Here is a 17,614-nt window from a genome sequence, read left to right on the forward strand (position 1 = left end):
GGAGCCCTCAAATGAAAACACTAGTCGCATTCCTGCTCGGCACCGCGCTTGTCGCCCTGCCTTCGACCCTCCTTGCCCAGGAGAAGGGCGGCGTCATCAATGTCGCCACCATCGGCGAGCCGCCGACGCTCGATCCGATGTCGTCGACGGCCGATCTCGTCGGCATCGTCACGCAGCATATTTTCGAAACGCTCTACACTTTCGACAAGAGCTGGAACGTCACGCCGCTTCTGGCCGAGAGCTTGCCCGAGATCAGCGCCGACGGCAAAACCTATACGATCAAGCTCAGGACCGGCATCAAGTTCCACGACAATACAGACATGACCTCGGAGGATGTCGTCGCCTCGCTTAGCCGCTGGATGAAGATCGCCTCGCGCGGCAAGCAGGTGGCCGGCTTCATCGACAAGATCACGGCTGGCGATTCTTCGACCGTCACCATCACCCTGAAGCAGCCCTATGCGCCGCTGACCTCGCTGCTCGCCTTCAACAATTCGGCGGCGATCATCATCCCTTCCGAAAAGCAGGACGAGCCGATGAAGGAATTCATCGGCACCGGTCCCTATATGCTGAAGGAGCGCAAGGCCGACCAGTATATCCAGCTCGTCCGCTTCGACGGCTACAAGTCCCGCGAGGGCGACAGCAATGGTTATGGCGGCGCCCGCCATCAATATCTCGATGAAATCCGCTTCGTGCCGGTGCCGGATCCGAACACCCGGGTCGAGGCCGCCATCTCGGGTCAGTATGATTATGTCGACTCGATCCCGGTCGAATCCTACGACAAGCTGAAGGCTTCGACGGCCTCGCAGCCGGTGATGCTGAAGCCCTTCGGTTATCCGGTCTTCGTCTTCAACACGAAGGAAGGTGTTGCCGGAAATGTCGAAGTTCGCAAGGCGATCCGCCAAGCGCTCAGCATGGAAGACATGCTGGCGGCCGCCTTCGGCAGCAAGGATTTCTATGCGCTCGATGGCGCCATCTATCCCAAGACCTTTGCCTGGTCGACCGATGCCGGCGTCGAGGGCGCCTATAATGTCGCCGATCCGGAAGGGGCGGCGGCTGCCGCCAAGAAGGCGGGATACAATGGCGAGCCGATCCGCATCCTGACCAGCCGTCAATACGAGTTCCACTACAAGATGGCGCAGGTCGCCGCCGAATATCTGAAGCTTGCCGGCTTCACCGTCGATATGCAGGTGGTGGACTGGGCAACGCTGACGCAGCGCCGCACCGATCCGAAGCTCTGGGATATCTACATCACCCACAGCCCCTTCCTTCCCGAGCCGGCGCTCATCGGGTCGCTCTCGACGAGTTCGCCCGGCTGGTGGGACACGCCGGCCCGCAAGGCGGCCGTCGATGCCTTCACCTCCGAGGTCGATCCGAAGAAGCGCGTCGCGCTCTGGGCCGATGTTCAGAAGGCCGTCTATGCCGACGCGCCCTTCATGAAGATCGGCGATTTCAACGCCGTCTCGGCAAAATCGGTCAAGCTCGAAGGCGTCGATCCGGCTCCGTGGCCATATTTCTGGAACGCCTCGATCAAGAAGTAAGCATCACCGCCGGTACCGGTCCTCCGGGACGGGTACCGGTTTTCTTTTCTGCCGCATCTGCAAGGGCTTGAAGGCCGGCATTCATGATACGCTACATCCTCCAGCGCCTATTCGGCATGATCGTCGTGATGTTTCTGGTCGTCACCATCGTCTTCGTCATCGTGCGCGTGACGCCGGGTGATCCGGCCGCAGTCATGCTCGGGCCGGACGCGACGACGCAGGATATTGCCGACCTCAGAAGCCGGCTCGGCCTCGACCAATCGCTCGGGCTGCAATATCTCTATTATATCGGCCAGCTGCTGAAGGGCGATCTCGGCCAATCGATCTTCCTCAACATGCCGGTCACATCGGCGCTAATCGACCGGGCCGAGCCGACCTTCTTCCTGACGCTGTTCTCGCTTGCCATCGCCAGCATCATCGCCCTGCCGATCGGCATCTATGCCGCCTATCGGCGCGGTTCCTTCGTCGACCAGGCGGCAACGACGCTCGCCATGTTTGCCGCCAGCATTCCAAGCTTCTGGCTCGGTCTCATTTTGATGCAGTTCTTCGCGGTCCGGCTCAATCTCTTCCCGGTCTCCGGTTATGGCGGCCCGGGCTCGACCTTCATCGACCGGATGTATCACCTGACGCTGCCGGCCTTTGCGCTTGGCATCGTCTCCTCGGCGCTGATCCTGCGCTTCACCCGGGCCTCGATGCTCGATGTGCTCGGCGACGATTATATCCGCACGGCGCGCGCCAAGGGGCTGATCGAGCGCAAGGTCATCCTCAAGCACGCGTTGAAGAATGCGCTGATCCCGATCCTGACGGTGCTCGGCCTGACGGCGGCGGTGCTGATTTCGGGCGCCGTCGTCACCGAAACCGTCTTCGGCCTGCCGGGTGTCGGCAATCTCGTCGTTTCGGCGGTGCTGCGCCGCGATTATCCCGTCATCCAGGGGGCGCTGCTCGTCATCGCCGCGCTCTACGTGCTGATCAATTTTGCAATCGACATGCTCTACCTGCTCGTCGATCCGAGGGTGCGCTACTGATGGCCGATATCGCAATCAAACCCGTAGAAAGCGAAGGCAGCAAATTCGTCCGCCGTCTGATGAAGCGCAGGACGGTGGCCTTCGGCCTGCTGATCCTGACCATCTTCGTGCTGCTGGCGGCCTTCGCGCCTGTGGTTGCGCCCTTTTCGCCATCGAAGCTTTCCATCGTCAACCGGCTGAAGCCGCCGAGCGGCACCTTCTTCTTCGGCACGGACGAGTTCGGCCGTGACGTCTTCTCGCGCACGATTTTCGCCGGCCGCCTGTCGCTGCTCGTTGGCGCCGCCGTCGTCGCCTTGTCGGCCGCTATCGGCGTCACGCTCGGCCTGCTTGCGGGCTTCTTCCACAAGCTCGATACACCGATCGCCCGGCTGATCGATGCGATGATGGCCTTCCCGGATATCCTGCTTGCCATCGCCCTCGTCGCCGCCCTCGGCCCGTCCTTGACGACCGTCATCATCGCGTTGTCGATCGTCTATGCGCCGCGCCTTGCGCGTATCGTCCGCGCCTCGACGCTTGTCATTCGCGAGCTTCCCTATGTCGAGGCGGCGAGAGCGCTTGGGATTTCAACCTTCCACATCATGACGCGGCACGTGCTGCGCAATTTGCTGTCGCCGATCCTGGTGCAAGCCACCTTCCTCTTTGCCAGCGCGATGCTTGCCGAAGCTGGTCTCTCTTTCCTCGGTCTCGGCGTCAGCCCCGACGTCCCGACCTGGGGAACGATGATCGCCGCCGGCCGGCAATATATCGGCCAGGCCGACTGGATGACGCTTTTCCCCGGCGTGGCGATCGTTCTCTCGGTGCTGTCACTGCAGATGGTCGGTGACGGCCTGAGGGACATGCTCGACCCGAGACTGCGCAAGGACCTTTAATCCGTCGACCAGCGGCCGGCCAATCCAAATCCGCCAATCGAAATTCGCCAATTCAAATTTGCATGACAGGAGTTCGCGTGAATCAGTTCCCCGCCGCCGCCGGCAAGGTCGAGAACTCGCCTTACCAACGGTTAGCCGCTCTCGGCATAACGCTGCCGCCACCACCGCCACCGATCGCCAATTTCGTGACGCATGTGATAGAAGGCAACATGCTCTATCTTTCCGGCCAAGGGCCACGCGAGGCCGATGGCTTCCTGCATGCCGGCAAGGTCGGCGGCGGCGTCAATGTCGAGGAGGCTTACCGGCATGCGCGGCTGACCGGCATCAATCTGCTTGCCGTCATGCATGAGGCGCTCGGCGATCTCTCGCGCGTCAGGCGGGTGGTCAAGCTGCTCGGCATGGTCAACGCCGTACCCGAGTTCGAGGACCATCCGAGCGTCATCAACGGCTGCTCGGATCTGTTGATCGCCGTCTTCGGAGCGGCCGGCGAACATGCCCGCTCGGCTGTCGGCTTCGGCTCGCTGCCCGGCAACATCACCGTCGAGATCGAGGCGATCGTCGCCCTGCATGGCTGACGAGATGTTTCATCTTTGGAGTGGTCTCGGATGAGCTTTTTCTATTTTAACCCGCCTCCTTCCTCCGGCTCCTCGACACTGCCGGATGACCGCGCCATGTTCTGCTCTTCGCCCCAGACTTCCGGAGATATTCATGCCCGATGATATCAGACCTTCGCTCGGCCTTCGTCCCGTCATCAATGTGTCCGGCACGATGACCAGCCTTGGCGCTTCGATCGTCGTTCCCGAGGCGACCGCCGCGATGGCGTCGATCCTGCCGCACTTCGTCGAGATCAACGACCTGCAGCGCAAGGCGAGCAGAGTCATCGCCCGGCTGACCGGCGGCGAGGCAGGCTTCATCACCGCCTCCTGCTCGGCCGGCATTTCACTCGCCGTCGCCGGAGCAATCACCGGCGATAACCTGCTTGCGATCGAAAAACTGCCGGACGCCGTACCTGAGAAGAACGAAGTGCTGGTGCAGATGGGCCATGTGGTGAGCTATGGTGCGCCCGTCGACCAGGCGATCCGGCTTGCCGGCGGCAAGGTGGTGCTGATCGGCCAGGCGACCTCGACGCATCGTTTCCACATGGAAAGGGCGATTACCGACAAGACGGCGGCTGCCGTCTATGTCGTTTCCCATCATGTCGTCGATTATGGTCTTCTGAACCTCAAGGAATTCGTCGAGATCGCCCATGCCAAGGGCGTGCCCGTCATCGTCGATGCGGCCTCGGAATATGACCTCAGGATTTTCCTGGAGCAGGGGGCCGATATCGCGCTTTATTCCGGCCACAAATTTCTCGGCGGCCCGACCTCGGGCATCGTCGCCGGCAGCAAGGATCTGGTGCGCTATGCCTTCCTGCAGAATATGGGCATCGGCCGCGGCATGAAGGTCGGCAAGGAGAGCATTTTCGGAGTGATGGCGGCGCTGGAAGCCTGGGAAAGCCGCGACCATGCCGGCATCCGGGAACGCGAGACCGGTTATCTCAATCTCTGGAAGAAGACTCTCGATGGTCGTCCCGGCGTTACCGCGCTGATCGAACCCGACCCGACCAACAATCCGCTCGACCGGCTGCGCCTCATCGTCGATCCCGAAGAGGCGCATATCACCGCCTGGGATCTGGCCGATGGGCTGGCGAGGGGCAATCCGCCGATCATCGTGCGCGATCACGAGGTCGAGCACCGCTATTTCTATCTCGATCCGTGCAACCTGCATCCGGGCCAGGAGGTGATCGTCGCAAACCGGCTTGCTGAGGAGCTCGACAAGGCGCGGGCCTCCAACGAGATCATCGCAACCCCGATCGAAAACCGCAGCAGGCACCGCTTCGACGGATTGCTGCGCTGGCCGGATTGATCCGCCGTTCTCATCCGCCGCAAGAGGAGCCGACATGGCCAACGCCCAAGCCCAGCCGATCGAGACATTGAGCCCCGTTCTTTCCGTCGACGGGCTGACCACATCCTTCCTGGTCGACGGCGCCTGGAAACCGGTCGTGCGCGATGTCTCCTTCACCGTCGCGCCCGGTGAGACCGTGGCGATCGTCGGCGAATCCGGCTCCGGCAAGAGCGTGACGTCTCTGTCGATCATGCGGCTGTTGCAGGCGGAAACGAGCCGCATCGAAGGCCGCGTCATGCTCGGCGGCCGCGATCTGCTTGCCTTGCCCGAACAGGCCATGCGGCAGGTGCGCGGCAACGAAGTGGCGATGATCTTCCAGGAGCCGATGACCTCGCTCAATCCGCTCTTCACCATCGGCGATCAGATCTCCGAAGCGCTGCTTTGCCATTCCGATATGAGCCGGGCCGACGCCAAGGCCGAAACGATCAGGCTCTTGGAGAAGGTCCGCATCCCCTCGGCCGCCTCGCGCTTCGACGAATATCCGCATCGCTTCTCCGGCGGCATGCGCCAGCGGGTGATGATCGCCATGGCGCTTGCCAGCCGGCCGAAACTCTTGATCGCCGACGAGCCGACGACGGCGCTCGACGTGACGATCCAGGGGCAGATCCTCGATCTCATCAAGGTGCTGCAGGAGGAGGAGGGAACCTCGGTTCTCTTCATCACCCATGACATGGGCGTCGTCGCCGAGATCGCCGACAGGACGGTGGTGATGTATCGCGGCGAACAGGTCGAGAGCGGCGCCACCGCCGATATCTTTCACCGCGGCAGACATCCCTACACAAGGGCGCTGCTGTCAGCCGTGCCGGTGCTCGGCTCGATGCAGGGCCGGCAGAGGCCGCTGCGTTTTCCCATGGTCAACACCGCGACAGGCGAATCGGACATTCCCGCCGAGGCCGCCGATACGGTGGCCGTGACGCCGGTCCTGCAGGTGAAGAACCTCACCAAGCGCTTCGACATCCATTCCGGCCTGTTCGGCCGGCTGACGAGCCGCGTGCACGCGGTCGAAAACGTCTCTTTCGATCTCCATGCCGGCGAGACGCTGTCGCTTGTCGGTGAATCCGGCTGCGGCAAATCGACGACAGGGCGGGCCATCATGCGTCTGATAGAGCCGCAGGCCGGTTCGGTGCTCGTCGAGGGCAGGGAGGTGCTCGGCCTCGGCAGGAAGGAGCTGCGCGAGATGCGCAAATCCGTACAGATGATTTTCCAGGATCCCTTCGCCAGCCTCAATCCGCGCATGACGGTGGGTGCTGCGATCGCCGAACCCTATCTCGAGCACAGGATGGGTAGTGCGAGAAACGCCAGGGACGTCGTCGCCGACTTGCTTGTCAAGGTTGGCCTCTCCCCGGATATGGCCGCGCGTTATCCGCATGAATTTTCCGGCGGCCAGCGCCAGCGCATCTGCATCGCCCGGGCGCTCGCCCTGCAGCCGAAGGTCATCGTTGCCGACGAAAGCGTTTCGGCGCTCGACGTCTCGATCAAGGCGCAGGTCATCAACCTGATGCTCGACCTGCAGCAGAGCCTCACCCTCGCTTTTCTGTTCATCTCCCATGATATGGCGGTGGTCGAGCGCGTCAGCCACCGCGTGGCAGTGATGTATCTCGGCGAGATCGTCGAGATCGGCCCGCGCGCCGCCATCTTCGAAAATCCGCAGCATCCCTATACGAAGAAACTCATCGCCGCGGTGCCGGTGCCCGATCCCGACCGCCGCCACGAAAAGCGCCTGTTGGCGAACGACGAGATCAAAAGCCCGATGCGCCCGGTCGACTATAACCCTCCGAAAGCCTCCTATCGCGAGGTCGGGCCGGGCCATCTGGTCATGGCCGATCGCACGTCCGGCTTGGGAGTTGCCTAACGGATCAGCGGCGCATAAAGCAGATGCAGAGACAAATGCTTGGAAAGCCGCGCCCATGAACAAGACGGATTATTATTCGACGCTCGGCGGATTGCCGCCGCAGAGCCAGCTGCTTTCGGGCCGGGCCGTTTTCACCACGGCTTACGCGGTCATCCCCCGCGGTGTCATGAGCGATATTGTCACGAGCCTCCTTCCGCATTGGACGGGGACGCGGGCATGGGTTCTCTCCCGGCCGCTTTCGGGCTTCTCCGAGACCTTCTCGCAATATGTGATGGAGGTTCAGCCGGGCGGCGGAAGCGACCGTCCGGAGCCGGACAAGCGGGCGGAAGCGGTGCTGTTCGTTGTCGAAGGCGGCATGACGGTGGAGCTCGAGGGCGTCAGCCACGCCCTGCGCGCCGGCTCCTTTGTTTACATTCCGGCGGGTTCGGCCTGGCGCCTCAAAAACGATGGTTCGGCTCCTGCCATCTTCCACTGGGTCCGAAAGGCGTTTCAGGAAGTCGAGGGACTGGAGCCGCCGCCGGCGATCGCCACGCATGAGGACGACCATCCGATCCGCGCCATGCCCGACACCGACGGGCGCTGGGGCACGACCCGCTTCATCGATCCGGCCGATGTGCGCTACGACATGCACGTCAACATCGTAACGCTGGAGCCGGGTGCGGTGATCCCGTTCATGGAAACGCATGTGATGGAGCATGGTCTCTATGTGCTGGAGGGCAAGGCGGTCTATCGCCTGAATCAGGATTGGGTCGAGGTCGAGGCCGGCGATTTCATGTGGCTGCGCGCCTTCTGCCCGCAGGCCTGCTACGCCGGCGGCCCCGGCCGGTTCCGCTACCTGCTCTACAAGGACGTCAACCGTCATATGAAGCTCTGGTAGTCGCTTTTCGCGACGCGCGCGGACGCTTCCGATCAGCCTGTTCGGTTGCTTGACAGCTCCCAGGATTGCCCGCATCGTCCTTCGATGCGGGATATGGATTCATGGCTGTCGGAGAAGAATGAGATAGGCCGAAGAAACGCTGCCGAAGCGGTCTTCGAAGATATCCGCACGGCCATTGTCGATCGGAAACTGGCGCTCGGGATCCGTCTTCCTTCGGAAGTGCAGCTCGCCGAACGTTACGGCATCAGCCGGGCGATCGTGCGTGAAGCGCTGCGTTCGCTGCAGACGCTGGGATTCACGCAGACCAGGACCGGCCGGGGCACTTTTGTCGTTTCGGAAAGCCCTGCGCGGCAACTCGACGGCGGCACCTATTCCGCCCGCGATCTGATGGAGGCGCGCCCGTGTATCGAGATTCCGGCTGCCGGTTGGGCGGCATTGCGGCGCTCGGACGAGCAGCTGACCCAACTGACATCCTTGTGCGAGCGGATGGACGAGGAAGAGGATGTCCGGGAATGGGTGCGGATGGATGCCGCCTTTCACGGAGAAATCGCGGAGGCTTCCGGCAATGCGATCTTCCGCAAAGTCGTCGCCGATGTTCGCGGCGCGCTTTCGACGCAATCCGAACTCGTCGAGCATGTTCGCGGCCGGCGCAAAGCGTCGAACGCCGAGCATCGCCGAATTCTGGAGGCAGTTGCCGCGGGCAGCGAGCAGGATGCGCGCGCGGCCATGGCGGAGCACCTGCTGGAGGTCGAGCGGTCCATCATCGGGATTGCCGATAACAGACGAACTGCCTGGAAGGCATGATTTCAAATACGCGCCGGATATCCCGCGCGGCCAATCGAATGCAAGCGATGAACGATCTAGAAAACTGGCTGTCCGATCCCGCGACCCTCAGTCGCAAAAGCGCCTCGGAACTGGTCTTCGAGGAATTGCGCAGCCTCATCCTTTCAGGCCGTTTTGCTGCCGGTTCGAAGCTGCCGTCAGAATCAAAGCTGGCAGGAAAATACGGCGTCAGCCGCCCGATTGTGCGGGAAGCGCTGCGCTCGCTGCAGATTTTGGGGCTGACGGAGACGCGAACGGGCAGCGGCACATATGTGCTCGCGGCTGCCGGCGACGGAAATATCAGTTATGGCGATTACTCGGCGCGTGATCTGATGGAGGCGCGGCCTTACGTCGAAGTATCGGCCGCCGGCTGGGCGGCGCTGCGTCGAAGCAATGACGAACTGTCCCGGTTGCTCGGACTTTGCGACGAGATGGAGCAGGAGGAAAATACCGAGGCCTGGGTCCGGCTGGATTCGCAGTTTCATGGGCTCATCGCTGCGGCATCGAAGAACGCTGTCTTCCGCGATATCGTCGACGAGGTTCGCGAGGCGATGGCGCAGCAATCCGGGCTGCTGACGGTATTAGGGCCGCGGCGCCAGGAGTCGAACGACGAGCACCGGGCAATTGTCGAAGCCATTCTTGCAGGCTCGGAGATCGAAGCCCGGGCCGCGATGGAGGTCCATCTGAAAAAGGTCGAGGCGGCGGTCAATCGCATCCTCGGCGCCGAACGGCGTTAAGCAGCCGCGCGCGTCCTCCAACACCGTGCGTCCGGGCATCGGCAGCTGCCCGATGGGCAAACCGGCGTCCATATATGCACACTATTGGACGAAAGACCCTTGACCGTGGCGCGGATCCTCAGCTATTTCACAAACCTGTCAGACCGCATAGCAGATTAACATCTTATGGGGACTGCGCGGAGGAGCGGCCGGGGAGGCTGCCGAACCCACGATAGGGAGGAGAAATGACAGTCATGGAATCCACTAGAACCGGGGCCGATGGCCAAATCTTCGCTGAGGAGGATCTCGGCTACAAGAAGGCGCTGAAGCCGCGTCAGATCCAGATGATCGCCATCGGCGGCGCCATCGGCACCGGCCTGTTTCTCGGCGCGGGTGGGCGGCTTGCCGCCGCGGGTCCGGCGCTTGTACTCGTCTATGCCTTGTGCGGCTTTTTTGCATTCCTCGTTCTCAGGGCTCTCGGCGAACTGATCGTGCATCGCCCGACCTCGGGTTCGTTCGTCTCCTATGCCCGTGAATTTTACGGTGAAAAGCTCGCCTTCGCGGTCGGCTGGCTGTACTGGCTGACCTGGGCAATGACGGCGGTCGCCGATGTCACCGCGGTGGCTCTCTACATGAATTTCTTCAAGGCCTATGTCCCATGGATCGCCATGATCGATCAGTGGGTATTTGCGCTGACGGCGCTGATCCTCGTTCTCGCCATGAACCTTCTGTCGGTGAAGGTCTTCGGCGAGCTGGAATTCTGGTTCAGCCTCGTCAAGGTTCTCGCTCTCGTCGTCTTCCTGATCGTCGGGGTCTATTTCGTCGTCTCCGGCACGCCGATCGACGGCCACGTTCCGGGGCTGAATACGATCACCGACTTCGGCGGCATGTTTCCGAGCGGGATCCTGCCGGCGCTGGTCGTGATCCAGGGCGTGGTTTTCGCCTATGCCTCGATCGAGCTGATCGGCACCGCCGCGGGCGAAACCGAAAATGCCCGCAAGGTCATGCCCCGCGCAATCCGCACCGTCGTGCTGCGCCTGGTGGTCTTCTATGTCGGCTCGGTTCTGCTGCTGTCGCTGCTGCTGCCCTATACCGCCTATAAGGGCGGCGAGAGCCCCTTCGTCACCTTCTTCGGCAAGATCGGCGTCCAGGGCGCCGACGTCGTCATGAACCTCGTCGTGCTGACCGCGGTGCTGTCGTCGCTCAATGCGGGCCTCTATTCGACTGGCCGCATCCTGCATTCCATGGCGATCTCAGGCTCGGCGCCGGCGGCGCTGGCGAAAATGAACAGATCCGGCGTGCCCTATGGCGGCATTGCGGTGACCGCTGTCGTGACCGCCTTCGGCGTCGTGCTGAACGCCGTCGTTCCGGCAGCAGCCTTCGAGATCGGCTTGAATGTCGCCGCGCTCGGCATCATCGCTGCATGGGGCGTCATCGTCCTCTGCCAGCTCAAGCTGTGGTACCTGTCACGTCAGGGTAAGCTGGCGCGGCCCGAATTCCGGATGTTCGGCGCGCCTTACACCGGCGTGCTGACGCTGGGCTTCCTGGCGGTCGTCGTGATCCTGATGGCCCTCGATTATCCGGTCGGCACCTACACGGTCGCATCTCTGCTGCTGATCATTCCGGCGCTGGTGGTCGGCTGGCTTCTGATGCGGGAGCGCATCCACCTGATTGCGGCCGAACAAGGCGACGATCGCGGCGGTTTCGATCTGGCTTGACCCGCGCGACAGCAAGGCTTTCCCCGGCGCGCCGAAGGCCGCCGGGAAACCGCATCAATGGAGAGAGAAATGATCCCGAGTGAGGATTTCGTCGTCACCGATCGTGGCGGCATCGTCGAGAACCGTCACCGCGTTCATGCGGCGGTCGTCGATGCAAAGGGCAGGTTGCTCTATGCGCTGGGAGATCCGACGCGCCTGACGCTTGCCCGGTCTGCCGCCAAGCCGGCCCAGGCGCTTGCCATCCTCGAGACGAATGGGGTCGAGCGCTACGGCTTCGATGATGCGGATCTCGCGCTGATGTGCGCGTCCCACAGCAGCGAAGAGCGCCATATCGCGCAGACGCGGACCATGCTGTCGAAGATCCAGGCCGAGGAGGCCGACCTTCGTTGCGGCGGCCATCCGTCCTTGTCGGAAAGCGTGAACCGTTCCTGGATCAAGCAGGACTATACACCGACGGCTGTCTGCAGCAACTGTTCGGGAAAACACGTCGGGATGATTGCCGGCGCGCGGGCCATCGGAGCGGGGGCGGAGAACTATCACCTGCCGGACCATCCGATGCAGCTGATCGTGAAGCGGACGGTCGCCGAGCTCTGCGATCTGGATCCACAGGACGTCGAATGGGGGATCGACGGATGCAATCTGCCGACGCCCGCTTTTCCCCTGGATCGTCTGGCGCGCCTCTACGCCAAGCTTGCTTCGGCCGCGGATCGGGGCGAGGGGCATGAGGATTTGTCGACGCGAGACGCAGCTCTGGCTCGCATTTTCCAGGCGATGGCGCGCTATCCCGAACTGGTCGCGGGCGAGGGGCGCTACTGCACGGTTTTGATGCGCGCATTCGACGGCGCGATGATCGGCAAGCTCGGCGCCGATGCCAGCTATGCAATCGGTGTGCGTGTCTCCGATGATACCAGGCGACTGGGAGCGGATGGGGCGCTCGGCATCTCGGTCAAGATCGAGGACGGCAACATCGAAATCCTCTACGCCGTCTTGACGGAAATCCTCGAACAGCTTGGCATCGGTTCGCCGGAATGCCGCAATCCGCTTGCGGAGTTTCATCATCCCAAGCGCGTGAACACGATGGGGGTGACGACGGGCGGCGTATCCTTTCCGTTCAAGCTGCGCGGATCGAAGCCGGACGGAGAGCATTCCAGTCCTGCGGCTTTGACCCGATGACACATTCGGATGTGGCAATTTTTGCCGCGTCTTAGCCCATCAGCTCTCCGGCCTGCTGCCGCAATTCAGGCCCGCAGCGCCGTCTCTCGAAAGTTCAGCCATGACTATCTCCGATATTGCGAAGATCCGCGTCGAGCATGACCTGATCGGCGATCGCGACGTGCCGGCCTCGGCCTATTACGGCGTGCATACGCTGCGAGCGGTCGAAAATTTTCCTATCACCGGTCAGACTCTGCGTGAATCGGCGGACCTGATTGCGTCGCTCGCTGCGATCAAGCAGGCGGCGGCCCAGGCCAATGCAAGCCTCGGCCTTCTCGATCGGACACGCGCCGACGCCATCATCGCGGCCTGTGTCGAGATCCGCGACGGCGCGCTGCACGACCACTTCGTCGTCGATCTGATCCAGGGCGGCGCCGGCACCTCGACCAACATGAACGCCAACGAGGTGATTGCGAACCGGGCCCTCGAAATCATGGGATATAACAGGGGCGATTATCAGCAGCTGCATCCGAACGAGCATGTTAATCTCTCGCAATCCACAAATGACGTCTATCCGACGGCGCTGAAGCTCGCCGCCTGGATCGGCGTTCACCGTTTGGTCGACGCTATGGCCGTCCTGCGCGGGTCATTCGAGGCCAAGGCGATCGAGTTCGCCGACGTCCTCAAGATGGGCCGCACCCAATTGCAGGACGCCGTGCCGATGACGCTGGGGCAGGAATTCGGAACCTACGCGCTGATGCTCGCGGAGGATGAGGCGCGTCTCCTAGAAGCCGTTTCACTGATCCGCGAGATCAATCTTGGCGCCACGGCCATCGGCACCGGCATCACGGCCCACCCCCAATATGCTGCGCTGGTGCGCGAGCGCCTGTCTGAGATCGTCGGCGTCGATCTGGTGACGTCGCCGGATCTGGTGGAGGCGACGCAGGATTGCGGATCCTTCGTGCAGCTTTCGGGCGTGCTCAAACGCGTCGCGGTCAAGCTGTCCAAAACCTGCAACGACCTGCGGCTGCTGTCTTCGGGGCCGCGCGCCGGGCTGAACGAGATCAATCTGCCGGCGCGGCAGGCGGGTTCGTCGATCATGCCCGGCAAGGTCAACCCGGTCATCCCCGAGGTCGTCAACCAGGTCGCCTTCGAAGTGATTGGCAACGACGTGACGATCACCATGGCCGCCGAGGCCGGCCAGCTTCAGCTGAACGCTTTCGAGCCGGTGATCTTCTACAGCCTCTATCGCAGTCTCAGTCACCTGACCAATGCCTGCCTGACGCTCGAGGCGAACTGCATTCAAGGCATTACCGCTAATCGTGACCGGCTGCGCCAGACGGTCGAGCAGTCCATCGGCATCGTGACGGCATTGAACCCCTATATCGGCTATCGCAATGCCACGGAGGTTGCGCTGGAAGCGCATCATTCGGGACGCGGGGTCTACGAAATCCTGCTCGAACGCGGCCTAATGCAGAAGGAGCATCTCGATGCGGTCCTGCGCCCGGAAACGCTGACCCGGCCGAGTGAGAAGCTTTCCTTCTCGTAAGGCATGGGGCTTATCTGCCGTTGCGAAGACCGGCCGATGAAGCTCTGGTCGCTTCATGGGCCGGGCAACACTCATATGTGCGCGGTCACGCCGCCCTTGCTTGCGGCTTGGCAGCCTTGACATGGGTTATGCTGCGGCGGCCATCGATGCTGACGGGAACATCGCCGTCAACCGTGGCGCGGCGTACGACCCGGTGCTGGTCACCATAATCATTGACGGCATAGTGCTGGGTGGCGCGATTGTCCCAGATCGCCACATCCCCGGCTCTCCAGCGCCAGCGCACGGTATTTTCCGGGGCGGTGACGTAGGACTGGAACACCTCGTAGAGTTTTACGGAGTCGCTCTTCGACAGGCCGACAAGGCGCTGAACGAAGTTGCCGAGCAGCAGCGATCTTTCGCCGGTTTCCGGATGGACACGCACGACCGGATGCTCGGTTTCGTAGATCGTCGAGGTGAAAACCTCTTCGAAATGCTTCTTCTCTTCGGCGGTGGCGCGCGGGCGCACGGCGGCATAATCATAGGCATTGCTGTGAATGGCCCATAGATTGTCCGCCAGCAATTTGAGCGGCGCCGGCAGGCTTTCATAGGCGGCATGGGTGTTGGACCAGATCGTGTCGCCGCCGGCCGCCGGGATGACGATGCCGCGCAGTACGGAGAACTTGGGATAGGCGTCGACGAAGGTGACGTCGGTGTGCCACTGGTCCGCTCTGCCGCCGCCGCGGCTGGAATCGAGATTGAGAATGGAAGCCGTGCCGGCGACCGGTCCCTGGGTTGGATGCGGCACAAGATCGCCGAGGCGGTGTGCGAAGGCTTCCTGTTCGGAATCGTCAAGATGTCCCTGATCGCGGAAGAAGATGACCTTGTGTCTCAGCAGAAGCTGGTTGATGGCTGCCACCGTTGCATCCGAAAGATCTCCGCCAAGGCGGATACCCTTGATTTCGGCTCCGACACGGCCGGTCAGTGGGACGACATCGGACCCGGGAATGATCTGATTGACGAGAACCGGATTGCTCATGGAAATCTCCTGTTGATATTGGAAGAAGTCGGCAGGTCACTTGCGACCGAAGACGGATTCATCGGGCGTTCGAAATCTCATCGCTGAAAGTCGACAGGGCTATGGAACCGTATAATCTACAAAATCTGTAGACAATAATTTCTAATTTTCCCTGTTTTCCTGAAATAGGCGTCTTCGATTTCCTCGGCGGCGGGGAGGCTGGCGACCGTTGCCATTTCTTCGTATCTTGCGCCGGCGGCATGGGATCACCGGGCAAATCTCATGCTCGAGGCCGTGCATCGGAACATCGGAAAGGAAAATCGATGGCAACAGTCAAACTCCTGTCGGATGAAGAGGCCGCAGCCATTCCGGCGGTGCAATCCGTGTTCGATGACATCAGGGCGACACGCAAGACCGATTTCATCAACAATTTCTGGCGTGCTCTCGCAAATGATCCCGCAAATCTCACGCGGGTGTGGGAGACGCTCAAATCGGTCATGACGGTCGAAGGCGCCATCGATCCGTTGACGCGGGAGATGATCTATATCGCCGTGTCGACGGCCAATGCCTGCCAGTACTGCATTCAATCCCACACCGCAGCTGCCCGGGCGCGCGGCATGACCGATGCCCAACATGGCGAACTCCTGACGATCATCGGGCTTGCCGCGCAGACAAATCATCTCGCTCTCGCCATGCAGGTTCCCTCAGATCCGGAATTCGAGGTGCGATAGGAAGCGACGCGCGTGATTTCGCGGCTGCGGCATCGACGTACAGAATCTGCCTCTTAGAGCGCCTTCAGCACGATGCGATTACCCCTCGCTGAAAACGCTCACATGTGCCTTTGACAGGATAACAAGATCGTCCGGTCTGACGTTGAGATAGTTGCGCCGCGTGCCGCAGACGGCTCCTCCGTCAGCAAAAATCTCTACGATGCCCTTGTCGTGGATGACTCTCAGATCCGTCGTACCGGCAATCGCCGCGGCGTAACGGATCGATCCGTCGTCTTGTGGCAACTGCACGGAGACACTTTGATCTTCCACGACGATGGAAAATGACAATTGTCCGGCTTCGGTCGCGGTGATCCTTGTTCCGTCGAGCATCCCGTTCAATCGGATATCGATCGACGCGTCGTCCAGAACGTATCTGCCGGGCTCTGCGGAAGACAGAGGCGCATGAGTGAGGGCCTCCTCCACTTCGTCAGCGGGTCTCATACATATCCTGTTACGCGCATCCAGCGATAGCTGGCGGGGCAAGGACAACTCGCCGGAATACGGCGATCCGGCAGGCTTGCGGAACTCCCAATTGAAGAGCCACGCAAAGGCAATCTGCCTGCCACCCGTCGCGAAGCTCTGCATCGCATAAAAGTCGCTGCCGAAATCGAGGAGTTGCAGGGCATCGGAGTCCGGAATGAAGCGGTCATCGACGAAATCTCCGACAAGCCCATAGAGGAGGTTGTGGCGCCCGCTGTCAGGATCACAGTGTCCGACAAGTCCCATGATCAGCACCCATTTGCCGTCGATGGAAAAAAAATCGGGGCATTCAACTGCTCTGGCGCCCTGCTCGCGGAAGAAGGGCGGTGCACGGTACAGCGGTCCCAGGTATTTCCACTCAAGCAGATCCTCCGAGCCGTAAAGCAAGACTGCCGGGTCGTCATGAATAGAAGCGCCGAGCACCATACGATAAGCGCCGGAGGCCTTATCCCACCACACCTTTGGATCGCGGAAATCGTGCTCGACTCCTTCGGGGCGCTGCTCGAGCACGATCGAGATGCTTTCCGCCTTGATCATCCGCCGGTCCGGGCGGGCGATCTTCTGTATTTCGCGATAACCTTTGAAAAGGTCATAGGCAGGCAGGCGTTCCGTATAGAAGAACATCAGGCTGCCATCCCTGTCCTGAAATGCATTGCCGGAGAATGCGCCTCCGGTCGCACCGAGACGCCAGAGGTTCTGCTCCGGATGGAGAAAAACCGGCATGTGTGTCCAGGTGAACAGGTCAGGGCTGGTAGCATGCCCCCAGTGCATCGGCCCCCAGTCGCCGCCGCATGGATGGAATTGATAAAACAGGTGCCAGCAGTCGCCGATCCTGCAAAGACCCACGGGATCGTTCATCCAGTTGCGACAAGGAGAAAAATGAAGTCGAGGCCGCTGAGGATCGCTTCGCAGCCATGAGCCAATTTCCTTTCCTGCGCGAATGAGAATTTCATCCGTGCTGAATTCCCATAGCTTTATGCCGGCCTTCGCAACGGTTGCCGGATCGTAGGAGTAGGTCCAAAGGAATGCGTCCGGCCAGTCCCATTCAACGACAACGCTGCCGGCCTCGCGGTGGTGATAGGAATAGTATGATGGATGAGCTTCGAAAGCGGGTACATGCCAGAGGGTCTCACCATATTGTGAAATGGTGACGGCCCCGGGGCCAACTGCCCAGAATTCCAAACGCTCGCCCGAAGCAAAAGAGACAGTCGCTTTAGCCATTTGGAGACGCAATCTGAGTGAGGAACGGCCGGTCCGTAGACTGGCCCAAGTTTTTCTCGGGAAGAGGACTTGTGGTCCCACGACCGG

15 protein-coding genes are annotated in these 17,614 nt (G+C 61.5%); 13 read left to right on the forward strand and 2 right to left on the reverse strand.

From position 1 onward, the window contains the following. The first annotated feature begins 11 nt into the window (after positions 1-11). The 12 genes from GGD53_RS22530 (at position 12) to aspA (ending at position 14,062) form a co-directional block, all read left to right on the forward strand. Entirely contained in the window at positions 12-1,538 is a 1,527-nt protein-coding gene (locus GGD53_RS22530; RefSeq protein WP_184459077.1) for an ABC transporter substrate-binding protein, read from the forward strand. Between the two features lie 83 nt (positions 1,539-1,621). After that, positions 1,622-2,563: an ABC transporter permease gene (locus GGD53_RS22535; RefSeq protein WP_184459078.1), complete on the forward strand. Its 942-nt coding sequence runs from the start codon at positions 1,622-1,624 to the stop codon at positions 2,561-2,563. Beyond that, positions 2,563-3,432: an ABC transporter permease gene (locus GGD53_RS22540; RefSeq protein ID WP_184459079.1), complete on the forward strand. Its 870-nt coding sequence runs from the start codon at positions 2,563-2,565 to the stop codon at positions 3,430-3,432. The genes GGD53_RS22535 and GGD53_RS22540 overlap by 1 nt, the downstream gene beginning before the upstream one ends. A gap of 62 nt (positions 3,433-3,494) precedes the next feature. Beyond that, positions 3,495-4,007 carry a RidA family protein gene (locus tag GGD53_RS22545; RefSeq protein ID WP_184459080.1) on the forward strand — a complete coding sequence of 171 codons (513 nt, stop codon included), beginning with the start codon at positions 3,495-3,497 and terminating at the stop codon, positions 4,005-4,007. 133 nt (positions 4,008-4,140) lie between these two features. Further along, positions 4,141-5,337, forward strand: a complete 1,197-nt coding sequence (locus GGD53_RS22550) for an aminotransferase class V-fold PLP-dependent enzyme (RefSeq protein ID WP_184459081.1) — start codon at positions 4,141-4,143, stop codon at positions 5,335-5,337. A gap of 34 nt (positions 5,338-5,371) precedes the next feature. Further along, a complete protein-coding gene (locus GGD53_RS22555) occupies positions 5,372-7,228 on the forward strand; it encodes an ABC transporter ATP-binding protein (protein ID WP_184459082.1) in 1,857 nt (618 codons plus the stop codon). Positions 7,229-7,283: 55 nt separating this feature from the next. Beyond that, positions 7,284-8,105, forward strand: a complete 822-nt coding sequence (locus GGD53_RS22560) for a bifunctional allantoicase/(S)-ureidoglycine aminohydrolase (RefSeq protein ID WP_184459083.1) — start codon at positions 7,284-7,286, stop codon at positions 8,103-8,105. Positions 8,106-8,189: 84 nt separating this feature from the next. After that, on the forward strand, positions 8,190-8,909 hold the full coding sequence (locus GGD53_RS22565) for a FadR/GntR family transcriptional regulator (protein ID WP_184459084.1): 720 nt from the start codon (positions 8,190-8,192) through the stop codon (positions 8,907-8,909). A gap of 47 nt (positions 8,910-8,956) precedes the next feature. After that, positions 8,957-9,664, forward strand: coding sequence for a FadR/GntR family transcriptional regulator (locus tag GGD53_RS22570; RefSeq protein WP_184459085.1), 708 nt, complete (start codon positions 8,957-8,959; stop codon positions 9,662-9,664). Between the two features lie 224 nt (positions 9,665-9,888). Beyond that, positions 9,889-11,361, forward strand: a complete 1,473-nt coding sequence (locus tag GGD53_RS22575) for an amino acid permease (RefSeq protein ID WP_184459086.1) — start codon at positions 9,889-9,891, stop codon at positions 11,359-11,361. Between the two features lie 69 nt (positions 11,362-11,430). After that, positions 11,431-12,534: an asparaginase gene (locus tag GGD53_RS22580; protein ID WP_184459087.1), complete on the forward strand. Its 1,104-nt coding sequence runs from the start codon at positions 11,431-11,433 to the stop codon at positions 12,532-12,534. A gap of 100 nt (positions 12,535-12,634) precedes the next feature. Next, positions 12,635-14,062 carry an aspartate ammonia-lyase gene (aspA, locus tag GGD53_RS22585; protein ID WP_184459088.1) on the forward strand — a complete coding sequence of 476 codons (1,428 nt, stop codon included), beginning with the start codon at positions 12,635-12,637 and terminating at the stop codon, positions 14,060-14,062. An 85-nt stretch (positions 14,063-14,147) separates the two neighbouring features. On the opposite strand, the gene GGD53_RS22590 is transcribed toward aspA, so the two are convergent. Further along, positions 14,148-15,077, reverse strand: a complete 930-nt coding sequence (locus GGD53_RS22590) for a TauD/TfdA dioxygenase family protein (protein WP_184459089.1) — start codon at positions 15,075-15,077, stop codon at positions 14,148-14,150. Between the two features lie 302 nt (positions 15,078-15,379). On the opposite strand from GGD53_RS22590, the gene GGD53_RS22595 reads away from it, so the two are divergent. After that, positions 15,380-15,787, forward strand: a complete 408-nt coding sequence (locus GGD53_RS22595) for a carboxymuconolactone decarboxylase family protein (RefSeq protein WP_184459090.1) — start codon at positions 15,380-15,382, stop codon at positions 15,785-15,787. A gap of 78 nt (positions 15,788-15,865) precedes the next feature. Here the strand turns inward: GGD53_RS22595 and GGD53_RS22600 are convergent, their stop codons facing one another. After that, positions 15,866-17,527: a GH32 C-terminal domain-containing protein gene (locus GGD53_RS22600; protein WP_184459091.1), complete on the reverse strand. Its 1,662-nt coding sequence runs from the start codon at positions 17,525-17,527 to the stop codon at positions 15,866-15,868. Between the last annotated feature and the right edge of the window lie 87 nt (positions 17,528-17,614).

This window comes from Rhizobium aethiopicum (genome assembly GCF_014197535.1).
Taxonomy (GTDB): domain Bacteria; phylum Pseudomonadota; class Alphaproteobacteria; order Rhizobiales; family Rhizobiaceae; genus Rhizobium; species Rhizobium aethiopicum_A.

Bases quoted from the DNA above. Each gene is read 5' to 3' on its own strand.
- GGD53_RS22530 (WP_184459077.1), top strand. From the start codon at position 12: ATGAAAACACTAGTCGCATTCCTGCTCGGCACCGCGCTTGTCGCCCTG.
- GGD53_RS22535 (WP_184459078.1), top strand. From the start codon at position 1,622: ATGATACGCTACATCCTCCAGCGCCTATTCGGCATGATCGTCGTGATG.
- GGD53_RS22540 (WP_184459079.1), top strand. From the start codon at position 2,563: ATGGCCGATATCGCAATCAAACCCGTAGAAAGCGAAGGCAGCAAATTC.
- GGD53_RS22545 (WP_184459080.1), top strand. From the start codon at position 3,495: ATGACAGGAGTTCGCGTGAATCAGTTCCCCGCCGCCGCCGGCAAGGTC.
- GGD53_RS22550 (WP_184459081.1), top strand. From the start codon at position 4,141: ATGCCCGATGATATCAGACCTTCGCTCGGCCTTCGTCCCGTCATCAAT.
- GGD53_RS22555 (WP_184459082.1), top strand. From the start codon at position 5,372: ATGGCCAACGCCCAAGCCCAGCCGATCGAGACATTGAGCCCCGTTCTT.
- GGD53_RS22560 (WP_184459083.1), top strand. From the start codon at position 7,284: ATGAACAAGACGGATTATTATTCGACGCTCGGCGGATTGCCGCCGCAG.
- GGD53_RS22565 (WP_184459084.1), top strand. From the start codon at position 8,190: ATGCGGGATATGGATTCATGGCTGTCGGAGAAGAATGAGATAGGCCGA.
- GGD53_RS22570 (WP_184459085.1), top strand. From the start codon at position 8,957: ATGAACGATCTAGAAAACTGGCTGTCCGATCCCGCGACCCTCAGTCGC.
- GGD53_RS22575 (WP_184459086.1), top strand. From the start codon at position 9,889: ATGACAGTCATGGAATCCACTAGAACCGGGGCCGATGGCCAAATCTTC.
- GGD53_RS22580 (WP_184459087.1), top strand. From the start codon at position 11,431: ATGATCCCGAGTGAGGATTTCGTCGTCACCGATCGTGGCGGCATCGTC.
- aspA (WP_184459088.1), top strand. From the start codon at position 12,635: ATGACTATCTCCGATATTGCGAAGATCCGCGTCGAGCATGACCTGATC.
- GGD53_RS22590 (WP_184459089.1), bottom strand. From the start codon at position 15,077: ATGAGCAATCCGGTTCTCGTCAATCAGATCATTCCCGGGTCCGATGTC.
- GGD53_RS22595 (WP_184459090.1), top strand. From the start codon at position 15,380: ATGGCAACAGTCAAACTCCTGTCGGATGAAGAGGCCGCAGCCATTCCG.
- GGD53_RS22600 (WP_184459091.1), bottom strand. From the start codon at position 17,527: ATGGCTAAAGCGACTGTCTCTTTTGCTTCGGGCGAGCGTTTGGAATTC.